This is a genomic window from Mucilaginibacter pedocola (assembly GCF_002013915.1).
Lineage (GTDB): Bacteria > Bacteroidota > Bacteroidia > Sphingobacteriales > Sphingobacteriaceae > Mucilaginibacter > Mucilaginibacter pedocola.
In genome coordinates, this window is record NZ_MBTF01000021.1 from 1 (window position 1) to 13,220 (window position 13,220).

Sequence of the window (13,220 nt, forward strand, 5' to 3'; positions counted from 1 at the left end):
TCCTAAAATAGGTTGACACAAAAAGTGTTAACAAATGAAAGAACAAGAAGTTAAGGCCTATCAGAGAAAGACCCAAAAAGATTACAGTTTATCATTTAAACTGGAGATTGTAGACGCAGTAGAAAAAGGCGAACTTACTTACAAGCAGGCGCAGTTGCGTTATGGCATCCAGGGTAAAAGCACCGTGTTGGTTTGGTTGCGAAAACATGGTAGATTAGATTGGAAAGAATCAGAAGCCATGAAAAGAGATACACCCAATAAGAAGATCCGGGAACTGGAAAAGAAGCTAAAGCGATTGGAACAAGAGAAAGAAGTTTTGAACCGAGCTATCGATATAGCCGACAGCCGGTTGAATACTGATATTAGAAAAAAGTATTTGAGCCTGTTGTCAGAAGCTACAGAACAGGCTCGAAGCGAGACCGACGAACCGTTGGATTTGTAGCTAACGTTTTAGGATATAGCCGTCAATATTTCTATAAGCACTGCAAAGAGCAGGAGCAAAAGAACGAACAGGAACTGCAAATAAAGCAGCTTGTTGACAAGGAGCGGAAAGTATTATCCCGTTTAGGTGGCAGAAAACTTCATCATCAGATCAGAGATAGCTTGCAAGCGCAGGAGATCAAGTTTGGGCGGGATAAACTGTTTGCCCTGTTAAAGAAAAATGGGATGCTGATATTGCCTAAACGCAGATACATACAAACCACCATGTCAAAGCATTGGCTAAGAAAATACCCTAACCTGGTTAAAGATATCGTTGTAAAACGTCCCGATGAGGTATGGGTAAGTGATATTACCTATCTCAAAACAGATGAGGGCAATTGTTATCTGAATATGGTGACCGATGCTTATAGCAGGAAGATAATGGATTATGCGATAGCTGATAACATGGAAGCGGCACAAATGAAGCAGGCCTTTCAAATGGCTATCAGGAACAGAAAAAACAGGCAGCACCAACTTATACATCATTCAGACCGGGGGATGCAGTACTGTAGTGCAGAATATGTAAGTATCGCAAATCAGCATCAGATCAAAATCAGCATGACTGAAAATGGAGATCCTTATGAGAATGCACTGGCTGAACGGATGAATAGAACTTTAAAGGAAGAGTTTGGCTTAGGCAACGTACTAAAATCAAAATTGCATGCAAAATTATTAACAGAAGAAGCTGTTGATCTGTACAATAATTACCGGCCGCATTTATCTTTGAAGATGAAAACACCTCAAAGTGTTTATAAACAAAAATCCCAGCTACTCACGTAACTGGGACTATCGTAAAATCTGTCAACTTATTTCAGGACGATTCAGTTTAACAGAAATTAAACTGTCATGATATCTTTTTCTTTCGCTTCCGAAAGCTGGTCCACTTTTACAATGTAGCTATCGGTTAGTTTCTGTACATCAGCCTCGCCGGTTTTTATCTCGTCTTCAGATACACCTTCCGATTTCAATTTTTTGATCTTCTCGTTAGCATCTTTACGGATGTTACGCACAGCAACTTTACCGTTCTCTGCTTCGCCTTTGGCTTTTTTAACCAATTCGCGGCGACGCTCTTCGGTAAGCGGTGGAACGTTAATGCGGATAATAACGCCATCGTTTTGCGGGTTAACACCCAGGTTGGCTTCTTTAATAGCTTTCTCGATCAATGGCAGCAGGTTTTTTTCCCATGGCTGTACCACAATTGTACGTGCATCGGGGGTATTAACACTACCTATTTGCGATAGCGGGGTAGGAGTACCGTAGTATTCAACAACAATATCATCCAGCATGGCAGGGTTTGCTTTGCCCGCACGAATCTTTAATAGTTCGCTATCTGTGTGTGCAATAGCTTTTTCCATTAAAGCCTTTGCATCATTTACTTGTTTTTTAACGAGTTCGCTCATCGCTTAATATTTTTGACAAAAATAGTAAAAACTATCAAAGCCCCTAATTAAGCTTTGTATCAGTTTAGCTGTTGTAACCTTTGTTGTAAGGTAATTGTTTGCCCTGGTGTATTATAAGCCGCCATGTTTCTGCGAAGTAAGCTTTTCTACCGGGTAGCCCATAGCGCGGCATTTTGCTACCAGTTCGTCGTAAGTTTGTTTGCTGATGCCGGGCTTTCGGCTCATAATGAAGAGGAATTTATGATCGGGATGTCCTACCACTACATACGAGTAGTCGTCGGCAAGGGCAATTACCCAGTAATCTACCTTAAAGGGCCATAAAAACTGGGCTTTCATTTCGGCATTGTTGGTGCCCTCTACCTGGAATAGTTTAGATTTTACGCTCTTGTCACTACCGTCTTCTTTCTTGCAGGTGGTAACAACATCGTAATAACCCTTATCGGTATTATAGGTATAAGTGGTAGTTGTTTCGCGGCTGCCTTTATCAAACATAGTGGGGATAGAGTACAGCGAATACCAAGTGCCTGCGAAGCGCTTAAGGTCGACCTTTTCTACCGGTTTGTTTGGGGCGGTATTGATGGATGAAATAAAGAAGAGTGCGATGGCGAATATCGTTTTCATATAAATAGAAACGAAGTTCGGGCAAGTGTAGATTGCGTGTGCGTATCTAAAGCGGGTTACTATGTAGCTGATATAGGAATATCAGCATGCCGGCGCCGGGGTGGCGCTTGAAACTTTAGGGTACAAAAAATCACGCTGCCAAAAGATGAAAGCGTGCACAAAGTAGCAAATAACAGCAAAGCGCCCGGCAATAGAGGCGCTTTGCTGTTATAAAGAAATTACCAACGGCTACCGCCGCCGCCTCTGCTATCTTTTGAGTAGCCGCCACCGCCGCCACCTCTGTTATCTCTCGAGTAGCCACCGCCACCGCGGTTGCCGCCACCAAAGCCACCACCGCCTCTGCGGTCGCCGCTTGGCTTTTTGTCTTCAGCCTGGCTAACAGCAATAGAACGGCCAGATACCTGCGAACCGTTCAAGCCGGAAATAGCTTTTTGAGCTGCTTCATCATCAGCCATTTCAACGAAACCGAAGCCTTTGCTGCGGCCCGATTCCCTGTCAATAATAATTTTAACGGTGCTTACTTCACCATAAGCTTCAAAAAGCTCTTTCAGATCTGCTTCCTGTAAAGAGTAAGGAAGGCTTCCAACGAATATGTTCATCAAAAAATTAGTTTAGTAATGGCCGGTTGTTATTGCCGCCATGTTATTTGTTTACACCAAATATAGAATAGATATTAATCACTTGTACAAATAATTTACTAAACGGCCCGCTTTATTTTAATAAATCGCTGAATTTGTAACATTTTCATTAAAAAATCTCGGAAATGAGGTAGTTTTTACCATTTAAATTGAACTCTTCGCCCATTTTTTTGCCCTTAAGCTTCAGGCCGATAGGTGATGCCGGCGATACAGCAAAGTAGTTTTTGCCATCAAATGCCAGTGCGCCCGCACTTATGGCAATATAAAAGCTTCCGTTATTGGTAATTACAAGGCTGCCTGCATCTGCTGTTGCGGCATTACCTTTCATAGGTATTTGGTTTAGCGCCACCATTAGTTTATTAGCCTCGTTTAGTTGGGCAAGGTTGCGGTTGGTTTCTTGCTGCGCCATCTCGCGCCCGGTTTCGTATTTATCGCCGGCACTGCTTTTTGTATCGTTATTGGCAGCTTCCTGTGCTTCGGCAATGGCTTGCTCGGCTGCCTGCATGCGCCCTTTTACATAGGCTACGCATAAGGCATGCAACTGCTCCTTTATATCATTCATTTTTTAATCTTCAAAAAAAAGCGAATATGGCAATTTAAAACAGAAACCTGCCGGAGGTAAAAAATAAAAGCCCCGTTGCACTCGCTGCCCGGGGCTTTCAACCTAAACCTTATCACAATTATAAGTGCGGGTTGCACTTATGTTCTCCTTTAACGCACCATATTGCCGAAATGTTGTGCCGATGCAACTCTAAATTACTTAAAAATGATAATTGGGCTTTTTTCAGAGATTTTATGCGTGCCCGCAAACAATTGCACACAAAAATTATTATTGCATTGTTGCGTTTGGCAATGTTGCTGCGTAACTGTATTTATACTAACCGGGCTTCTTGTTATGGCGCTGCGCATTAAACAAAAAGGTGTACAAGGCTACACATCTACACTTATACTGCTTGCTATTTTATTAGTACTAATAGGGCTTTTTGCGGTTTTGCCTTTATAGCTGCCTGCTCAGATTCTGCATCTGCCGAAACACAAAAACAATGCATGCTCTATTTGGTTAATAGCTTACATCTAATTACTGTAAAACATTAACGCACTAATAACCATGAATTTAAAACGTACTTTCGGCACTGTGCTTACTGTGTTGGGCATAGTTGGCCTAATATGGACCGGTGTAGCTATTATCAACAAAAGCAGCCAGGCTACAACTCTTATTGTAGTGGGTGTGATAGCCATATTATTTTTCTCTACGGGTATCAGTCTTGTACGCAATACCAAAGACGAAGCCTAATTAGCCACTGCCGGGCTTATTTCCCCGCTTTCAGAAATATTCAGCCCCGAGCGCTCAAAATCTGTTTGCGTTAGCATTTTTATGCGGCGCATAGCACGGTTAAGCGAATCGGGCACTAATCCCCTATCGTGCGATTGTATGTACGATACGAGTTGGCCGCCCACAAAGCGGCCTTTTTTATCTATCCTTATTTTTAACAAAGGTGCCAACCCGCAAATACCAGCTACACTTACACTGCGGTAGGTGCAAAAATTGCCCAGACTGTAGGCTATAAGGCGGCCGTTGTATAATTCCATTGCGCGGTTTACGTGCGGGCCGTTACCCAGCACCAGGTCAGCACCGGCATCAATTGCTGCATGGCTAAAGGCATGTACATTACCGCGACGCTCGCCGTTATATTTTTCGGGTGCACAGGGTACGTGCTCAAAGCTCACACCCTCGCCGCCACCGTGGAACGATACTATTACTATATCATTCTCTTTTTTTAAGGCGCGGATAATTTCTTCCGCACCCTTTATATCTAATAACGATACCGTTTGGCTATTTGGCGAAAATGCACAAAAGCCATACTTAATGCCCTTTAGTGTAAATGTTGTAGTGGGGCAGGTTTTCAACCCGGCGTATTTTATACCCAGGCTATCTAACACGCGTGCGGTGGCAACGCGGCCCTGGTAGCTAAAATCGTTACTATGGTTATTGGCCAGGCTTAGTATATCAAAACCGGCATCTTTAAAAACGCCGCCGTAATATTCGGGCATTTTAAACATATAGGGTTTGCTGCGGAATTTCAGTTTCATGGCAGCCGGTGCGGCACTATCTACCAGTGCGCCCTCCAGATTGCCAAAGGCAATATCAGCTTGGCGCAGGTGCTTCATGGCATATTTAAAACTTTGCCTGCCACTATCCGGCGGCAGATTGTTGGCGTTGGGGTAAGCCGTACCCAGCATTATATCGCCAACGGCGGCTATATTAATTAAGGTATCCGGGAGGATAGCAACGGTATCGGCAGGATTTGCCGGTGAGGTATCTGTTGCAGCCGGAGGCATGCTCAGGCTATCGGCAAGCTTTTTTTTACCGGGCGAATTGTTGCACGCAATAATTGTAGAGGAAACGGCAAGTAATAAGGCGAAGGTTTTAAGGGATTTCATGGAGCAAAAAAAAGTCCCCCCAAATTGATGATGGGGGGACTGAGGAATATAATAAATTTAGGTTTATATCAATTATTGTCGGGCCCCGGCTGGTCGGCGCTGCTATTGGCAAGCTCGTTTTTAAATGCTTCTAACAAGCGGCCACCTTTATAAAAGTAGCGGCTGTAATAAGCATCATCGAGGCTGCTGATGGCTACGCCGCGCGATGATGCGTGGGCAAACCTGTTATTACCTAAGTATATGCCAACATGCGAAATGCTGCGGCTGTGTATTTTGAAGAAAACTAAATCGCCTTCTTTTAAATCGTCTTTACCAACGGGGTTAACCATACCAAAAATATCACGCGAGCTGCGGCGAATAGTCAGGTTAAACACATCGCTGTATAACTGCCTGGTGAATGCTGAGCAATCTATTCCCCTTTTAGAACTGCCACCAAAACGGTACGGAGTACCAATCCAATCGTGCACAAAGTTGAAAAGCTTCATGTTGGAAGTTGCCGAGAAGGCCACGCCCATAATTTGTGAAAGATAATCTTTGGCTAAAGACTCCTGCTCGTCTGATTCGGCGGCAGGGGCTGGAACAGTTTTTGTTTGAGCTTGTGCAGCTAACACGCTCAAAAATAATGCAATAGCAAGGGCAGTTTTCTTCATTTAATCTCTTTTTTGTTGATTAGGGGTACAACAAACGTATATTAATCAAGACATTGTGTCTATTGTTACCTACAAAACTATACAAATTATCTAATCAACCAAATATTTAATGAAATAAATTTCATGTTCGTGGCGGTAAATATTTTTAACCATTGTTAATAAAGTTATCGCCATTGTGAAATTCGGATATCCTCATGAAATGGCAAGCGGTTAATTATCAACATGGTGTGGATTTCGGGCTTATGCTGATGTTTTAGGTTAGTTTTATTGTTTAGCGAAAATATAAGGCCGCATAATTTAACCGCAAAGTACGCAGAGGATTTGCGCGTTGGTGAGCGCAAAGAGGCGCAAAGCTTTTAAAGGCGCTAAAACACAAAGCGCAAACCCTTGCCTCTTAATGAATTTGCAAGGCTTTGCGCTTCTTTGCGTTTTTCTTTGTGCCCTTTGCGGTTAAATTACCAGTTTCACAAAGTAAAACGCCCGCAAATCCAATAAAAGATTATTACGGAAAACCAATATATTGCACCGCCGTAAAGCGTACGATTTACACACTGCCGAAATGATATTCTGATTTTGCCCCCTAACGCGTTTCAGCCACACAAAAGCTGACATTCGCATTAAATAAATCTTTACAACAAATTCGTTGCAGTTTCGGTTATTTGCGAGATATAATTAGATTTGCACATTCTCAAAGAATTGTTTTTAATAAATGAGTTCAATCGAAATAACTAAAGACACCTACCTGATGTGGTACGAGTCTATGCTTCTGATGCGTAAGTTTGAAGAAAAAACCGGCCAGCTTTATGGCCAGCAAAAAATACGCGGATTTTGCCACCTTTACATCGGGCAGGAAGCCGTGTTGGCTGGTGCCATGTCGGTTATACGCCACGAAGACAGCTTGATAACTGCTTACCGCGACCACGCGCACGCTTTAGCAAAAGGTACCACACCTAAAGCCATTATGGCCGAAATGTATGGTAAAGCAACCGGCTGCTCTAAGGGTAAAGGTGGTTCGATGCACATGTTCGACAAAGAAAATAATTTTTATGGCGGGCATGGTATAGTAGGTGGCCAGGTTCCACTGGGTGCCGGTATTGCTTTCGCCGAGAAATATAAAGGTACCGATAACGTAAACATTGCCTACATGGGCGATGGTGCCGTTCGCCAGGGTGCATTAACCGAAACCTTTAACATGGCCGCTTTATGGAAGCTTCCTGTGATCTTCGTTTGCGAAAACAATGGTTACGCCATGGGTACTTCGGTTGAACGTACTACCGTACAAACAGACATCTATAAATTAGGCTTGCCATACGGTATTCCATCTGCCCCGGTTGATGGTATGGACCCGGTAGCTGTACACAACGCAATGGACGAAGCCGTATCTCGCGCTCGCCGCGGCGAAGGCCCAACCTTCCTGGAAATGCGTACTTACCGCTACAAAGGCCACTCGATGAGCGACCCGCAAAAATACCGCACCAAAGAAGAGTTGGAAAGCTACAAAGCTAAAGACCCAATTGAGCAGGTAAAACTAACCATTGAAAAAGAAGGTTATGCCGACGAGAAATGGTTTGAAGAAATTGAAGCCAAAATTAAGGCAACGGTTGACGAAGCTGTTCAGTTTGCTGAGGAGTCGCCATGGCCTGAGGCATCAGAGCTTTACACTGATGTTTACGTACAGGCAGATTACCCGTACATCCGCGATTAATTATTACACCTAAATATTAACAACAAACAGTATATGGCTGAAGTAGTTAAAATGCCTAAAATGAGCGATACCATGACCGAAGGGGTATTGGCAAAATGGCATAAAAAAGTTGGCGACAAGGTAAAATCGGGCGATGTATTGGCCGAGGTTGAAACCGATAAAGCCACTATGGATTTTGAATCGTACCAGGACGGCACCCTGCTTTATATAGGTGTTGAAGAAGGTAGCGCTGTACCGGTAGATGCTGTGATAGCAGTATTGGGTAAAGAAGGCGAAGATTATAAAGCATTATTAGAAGGCGGCGCAAGCGCACCTGCCGCGGCACCTGCTGCCGAAGAAAAAGCACCTGCACCTGCTGCTGATGCTAAACCTGCCGCACCTGCTGCCGCAGCAAAACCAAAAGTTGACCTTTCGAGCATCCCGGCTACGGTTATCCGCATGCCGCTGTTGAGCGATACCATGACCGAAGGCACCATTGAAAAATGGAACTTTAAAGTGGGCGATAAAGTAAAAGCTGACGACTCTTTAGCTGATGTGGCAACCGATAAGGCTACCATGGAAGTAGTAGGTTACGAAGCCGGCACTTTATTATACATTGGTGTAAAAGAAGGCGAAGCTGCTCCTGTAAACGGCATTATTGCCATTGTAGGTAAAGAAGGTACCGATATTACTCCATTACTGGATGCCGGTAACGATAGCCCTGCTGCCGAAGCTGCACCAGCCGCGGAAGAAAAAGCTGCACCTGCTGCCGAAGCCGCTCCTGAAGCTGCTGCCGCCGGTTCTACCGAAGACGATAGCCGCGTAAAAGCATCGCCTTTGGCACGCAAAATAGCCAAAGAAAAAGGTATTAACCTTAATGATGTAAAAGGCAGTGCTGATAACGGCCGCATCATTAAAAAAGATATAGAAAGCTTTACACCATCGGCCGCTAAACCAGCTGCTGCCGCTGCCGAAGCACCTGCTGCATCGGCTCCGGCTGCTGCACCTGCAAAAGCACCGGTTGTATTGCCAACCTTTACCGGCGAAGAAAAATTCAGCGAGCGCCCTGTTACCCAGATGCGCAAAGCTATCAGCCGCCGTTTATCAGAAAGCTTATTTACCGCGCCGCATTTCTATGTAACCATGTCGATTGATATGGACCAGGCAATTGCAGCCCGCGCTAAAATAAATGATGTAGCTCCGGTTAAAATTTCGTTCAATGATTTCGTGGTGAAAGCTGTTGCTGTTGCTTTGAAATCGCACCCGGCTATTAACTCATCATTCCTGGGCGATAAAATTCGCACCAACGAGCACGTACACATTGGTGTAGCTGTTGCGGTTGACGAAGGCCTGTTGGTGCCGGTTATTAAATTTGCCGATGGCAAATCGCTTAGCCACATTTCGCAAGAAGTGAAAGAGTTTGCCGGTAAAGCTAAAGGCAAAAAATTACAGCCTGCAGAAATGGAAGGCTCAACCTTCACCATATCAAACCTTGGTATGTTTGGTGTAGATGAGTTTACCGCTATTATTAACACCCCGAATGCATGTATCCTAGCGGTAAGCGGTATACAAGCAGTACCGGTAGTTAAAAACGGTGCTGTAGTACCTGGCAACGTAATGAAAGTAACCCTAAGCTCAGACCACCGCGTGGTTGATGGCGCTTTGGCTGCTGCATTCCTGCAAACACTAAAACAACTATTAGAAGAGCCGGTAAGGCTGTTGATATAAGTTCGGAAGTCTTTAGTCGGAAGTCCGAAAGAAGAAATAGCGATGGGTTTAGGCTCATCGCTATTTTTGTTTTAGGGGGATTTGTGTTGCAGATGCGGAGGTGCTGATTTACCCCAAATAAACCTTAAACGTAGTACCCTTCCCCAATTCGCTGACCACCTCTATTTTCCCGCCGAAGGATTCTATTTGGTTTTTGGTGATAAACAAGCCCATGCCTTTAGCATCGCGGTTGCCATGAAAAGTTTTGTACATGCCGAAAAGCTGTTCGCCATGTTTTTTCATATCTATCCCAATGCCGTTATCGGCTACGGTAAAGCCGTGCCGCCCACCTTCGGTAAATGCCTCGATATTTATAACAGGAGCCTGCGTTGCCGAACGGTATTTAATGCCGTTGCTCAGCAGGTTCAGCATAATGCTTTCCATATAGGCTGGGTTGTAGGTGAGGTTATTGTCTTCGGGTATGCGGTTGTTAACGGTAACCTGCCACATCTCAATATCGTTGCTTAGCAGCTCGATAGCCTTTTCGGCATAATGCCGCAGGTTTATTTCGGTGGTTTGTATATCTAAGTGTGTTTGTATAGATACCACCTCGTTAAGGTTAGTAATGGTTTCGTTCAGCTGATCGGCAACCTTGCCCAAGTGGCCGGATAGTTCTGCCTTTTCTTCCTCATCGGTTTGCGGATCGTCGAGCACATCCACTATCATTTTAAAATTGCTGGCATGTGTACGCAGGTTGTGCGATACAATATAGGCGAAGTTGAGCAGGCGATTATTTTGCCCGCTCACCATATCAAGCGTATGGCGCAGTTGCTCTTCTTTTTGCTTTTGCTCGGTAATATCTGTATGGGTGCCAATAATGCGGGTAGCATTACCGGTTTCGTCGGTCTCCATTATTTTGCCGCGGTCCAGTATCCATTTGTAGCTGCCATCCTTACACATCACGCGGTGCTGGTTCTCGTAGATATCGGTCTCGCCGCGCAGGTGCTTTTTCAGGTCCTCCACGTATTTCTCGCGGTCATCGGGGTGTACACGGCTGGTCCATTCGCCAAGTTTTTGCCCAAAGCCTTCATCCTGCATACCTATCATGCGCAGGCATTGCTCGGAGTGGAAAATGGTACCGTTTTTTATATCCCAATCCCACAGCCCTCCACCCGAGCCTTCCAGCGCAAAAGCCCAGCGGCGTTCGCTCTCGCGTAGTTTTACTTCGGCTTCTTTGCGTTGGGTAATATCTTTTATCTGCGATACAAAGTAAAGCGGCTCGCCGTGTTCGCCAAGCACCAACGAAACATTCAGCAATATCCAGATGGTTTTGCCGACTTTGGTGAAGTAGCGTTTCTCAAGAGTGTAGTTCTTTATCTCTTTTCGCAGCGTTTTTTGCAGCAGGCTCAGGTCGGCTTCCAGGTCGTCGGGGTGGGTAATTTCCTGAAAGGTTTTAGCAAGCAATTCATCAGCAGTGTAGCCAAGCATTTCGCAAATGCTTTTATTTACTTTCATGAATTTCCCCTCGGTTGATACCAGCACCATGCCAATAGTAGAATATTCGAAAGCGTTGCGGAAGGTTTCTTCGCTGATGGCGAGGCTTAGTTCTGCCTTTTTTTTCTGGGTTATATCGGTATGGCAGCCCACCATGCGTATAGGTTCGTTGCCATCCCACTCAATTACCCTGCCCGTGGTATTCACCCAAATAATGCTACCGTTTTTGTGCTTATAGCGCACATCTATATTGTAGGGTTTTAAGCCATGGCTATCAAAATGTTCCTGCACGCAGGCATCTATTCGCGCACGGTCTTCCTCCACAATAAGCCGCGACCATGTGCTTGTGGCATTGGGCAACTCATGGTCCTCATAGCCAAAAATAGCTTTAAATGCCGGGCTGAGTATCAACCGGTCTTCTTTAATGTAGAAGTCCCAGTAGCCGGCGAGGGTTTCCTCCAGGATAATTTTGTAAATATTCTCCATTAACGTGTGTAGGGGTAGGGGGTGCGTACGAGAATTAAAATATTACGTAAAATACAACATTACGTTTAATTAAAACAAAAGGAGTGAACACGAATTATCAAATCGTACTGTTTATTTAACCGCAAAAAGTACAAAGCTTGTATTAGTGTCAAAAAAGCGTACTTCATAGCCCTCATATAAGCCTTTGTGTCCTTTGCGTTCACCAAAATGCTAATTCTCTGCGCTCTCCTATGTTTGTTACCAATTAATATAGCTAATAATTTTGTATTGAGTGAAGGAGTATGAGAGCCGATTTGTGCTCAAACAACTCATGAAGTATGTTCTCGCAAAGATACGGCCTCATGCTCTTTTGCCCATTGGAGTTTGAACAGAATGTAAGGCATACTGCATAGCGGTATAGCTTGGATATCCAACCAGGAGACAAAACGAAGATGGGTTATTCACTTATTAAAATAGATATTAACAGGTGATGACAAGTGTTTTAAAGCAAGTTGCCGGCATTGATGTGGCACAAAAGGAATTAGTAGTATCGTTAGGCAGGATAGGCAGCTCCCTTGAGAAGGATATTTACGCTTGTAAATCGTTCGCCAATAAAGAATCGGGCTTTAAGGCTATGCTGGTTTGGGTAAGCAAGCATAGCGTAAACACTACCAGCGTAAGGTATGTGATGGAAGCCACCGGCGTTTACCATGAGAAGCTGGCGTACTACCTGTCCGACAACGGTTACGAGGTTAGCATAGTACTACCCAATAAGATCAGCAACCATATAAGGTCGCTGGATATCAAAACCATTACTGATAAAACTGCTTCAAGAGGCATTTGCGATTTCGGGCTTGGTACAAAACTGGAGGACTGGCAGCAACCGGAGAAGGGGTTCAAAACATTAAGGCAGTTAACCCGGGAAAGGGGGCAATTGATAGCAGAACGTACGGTGGCTAAGAACCAGCTGCACGCCGAGCAGGCAGAAGCATACCCTAACGAAAGGAGCGTAGCCAGGCTCAAAGATCGTATCGGGCTGTTCAACAGCCAGGAAAAAGAAGTTAAAGAAGAGATCGATGCCCTGATAAAGCAAGATGCCGAATTGACTAAAAGAGTACGTACTATTACATCTATCCCCGGCGTAGGGTGGCTTACGGCAGTTACCATCCTTGCAGAAACGAATGGCTTCAACCTGATCCGCAATAAAAGGCAACTGGTAGGGTATAGCGGGTTGGATGTAAAAGTTAAAGACTCGGGCACTTCGGTAAAAAGTAAGCCTCGTATATCCAAACGAGGGAACCGTTATTTACGGAAGGCAATGTATATGCCTGCATTAGCCGCTATACGTAGCGACAAGCATTTCAAAGCAGTGTTTGTGAGGTTAGTATCTAAACATGGAATTAAAATGAAAGCGGCGGTAGCGGTGCAGAGGAAGTTATTAGAACTGGTTTACACCCTTTGGAAAACAGGCGAGAGGTACGACAGCCGCTACCTGCAAGTACAAAGCGAGGAAGCAACCTCATAAAATAGTTAGGGTGGTTAAAGCTAAAGCCAACCACCCTAAACAGGCTGGCATAAAGCCGCCTTAGACAACAAAAGTAAAAAATCATTTGGTAATCAACACAGAATCTTTGCGGTT

At 44.5% G+C, this 13,220-nt stretch carries 12 protein-coding genes and 1 pseudogene; 6 read left to right on the forward strand and 7 right to left on the reverse strand.

Annotated features, from left to right (window positions below):
• Positions 1-34 precede the first annotated feature (34 nt).
• Both BC343_RS17355 and BC343_RS17360 read left to right on the forward strand, forming a co-directional pair.
• Positions 35-442 carry a hypothetical protein gene (locus BC343_RS17355; protein ID WP_078348609.1) on the forward strand — a complete coding sequence of 136 codons (408 nt, stop codon included), beginning with the start codon at positions 35-37 and terminating at the stop codon, positions 440-442.
• A gap of 32 nt (positions 443-474) precedes the next feature.
• Positions 475-1,260: pseudogene (locus tag BC343_RS17360) on the forward strand (IS3 family transposase); the annotation flags it as partial.
• Positions 1,261-1,316: 56 nt separating this feature from the next.
• Here BC343_RS17360 and frr read toward each other — a convergent pair.
• From frr to BC343_RS17380, 4 genes are all read right to left on the reverse strand, one after another.
• On the reverse strand, positions 1,317-1,880 hold the full coding sequence (gene frr / locus BC343_RS17365) for a ribosome recycling factor (protein ID WP_078349077.1): 564 nt from the start codon (positions 1,878-1,880) through the stop codon (positions 1,317-1,319).
• A 111-nt stretch (positions 1,881-1,991) separates the two neighbouring features.
• Positions 1,992-2,501 carry a lipocalin family protein gene (locus BC343_RS17370; protein WP_078349078.1) on the reverse strand — a complete coding sequence of 170 codons (510 nt, stop codon included), beginning with the start codon at positions 2,499-2,501 and terminating at the stop codon, positions 1,992-1,994.
• A 218-nt stretch (positions 2,502-2,719) separates the two neighbouring features.
• Positions 2,720-3,100: an RNA recognition motif domain-containing protein gene (locus tag BC343_RS17375; RefSeq protein ID WP_078349079.1), complete on the reverse strand. Its 381-nt coding sequence runs from the start codon at positions 3,098-3,100 to the stop codon at positions 2,720-2,722.
• A 148-nt stretch (positions 3,101-3,248) separates the two neighbouring features.
• Positions 3,249-3,701 carry a 3-oxoacyl-ACP synthase gene (locus tag BC343_RS17380; protein WP_078349080.1) on the reverse strand — a complete coding sequence of 151 codons (453 nt, stop codon included), beginning with the start codon at positions 3,699-3,701 and terminating at the stop codon, positions 3,249-3,251.
• 546 nt (positions 3,702-4,247) lie between these two features.
• Here BC343_RS17380 and BC343_RS17385 point away from each other — a divergent pair.
• Positions 4,248-4,433, forward strand: a complete 186-nt coding sequence (locus BC343_RS17385; RefSeq protein WP_078349081.1) for a hypothetical protein — start codon at positions 4,248-4,250, stop codon at positions 4,431-4,433.
• Here BC343_RS17385 and BC343_RS17390 read toward each other — a convergent pair.
• Both BC343_RS17390 and BC343_RS17395 read right to left on the reverse strand, forming a co-directional pair.
• Positions 4,430-5,581 carry a CapA family protein gene (locus BC343_RS17390; protein ID WP_078349082.1) on the reverse strand — a complete coding sequence of 384 codons (1,152 nt, stop codon included), beginning with the start codon at positions 5,579-5,581 and terminating at the stop codon, positions 4,430-4,432. The genes BC343_RS17385 and BC343_RS17390 overlap by 4 nt on opposite strands.
• A 68-nt stretch (positions 5,582-5,649) precedes the next feature.
• Positions 5,650-6,231: a C40 family peptidase gene (locus BC343_RS17395; RefSeq protein ID WP_078349083.1), complete on the reverse strand. Its 582-nt coding sequence runs from the start codon at positions 6,229-6,231 to the stop codon at positions 5,650-5,652.
• A gap of 709 nt (positions 6,232-6,940) precedes the next feature.
• Here BC343_RS17395 and pdhA point away from each other — a divergent pair.
• Together pdhA and BC343_RS17405 are read left to right on the forward strand one after the other, a co-directional pair.
• Positions 6,941-7,936 carry a pyruvate dehydrogenase (acetyl-transferring) E1 component subunit alpha gene (gene pdhA, locus BC343_RS17400; RefSeq protein WP_078349084.1) on the forward strand — a complete coding sequence of 332 codons (996 nt, stop codon included), beginning with the start codon at positions 6,941-6,943 and terminating at the stop codon, positions 7,934-7,936.
• Positions 7,937-7,969: 33 nt separating this feature from the next.
• Entirely contained in the window at positions 7,970-9,643 is a 1,674-nt protein-coding gene (locus tag BC343_RS17405; RefSeq protein ID WP_078349085.1) for a dihydrolipoamide acetyltransferase family protein, read from the forward strand.
• Positions 9,644-9,751: 108 nt separating this feature from the next.
• Here the strand turns inward: BC343_RS17405 and BC343_RS17410 are convergent, their stop codons facing one another.
• Entirely contained in the window at positions 9,752-11,602 is a 1,851-nt protein-coding gene (locus BC343_RS17410) for a sensor histidine kinase (RefSeq protein WP_078349086.1), read from the reverse strand.
• 469 nt (positions 11,603-12,071) lie between these two features.
• Here BC343_RS17410 and BC343_RS17415 point away from each other — a divergent pair, with 469 nt between their 5' ends.
• Entirely contained in the window at positions 12,072-13,106 is a 1,035-nt protein-coding gene (locus BC343_RS17415) for an IS110 family RNA-guided transposase (RefSeq protein ID WP_078346504.1), read from the forward strand.
• The last annotated feature ends 114 nt before the right edge of the window (positions 13,107-13,220 follow it).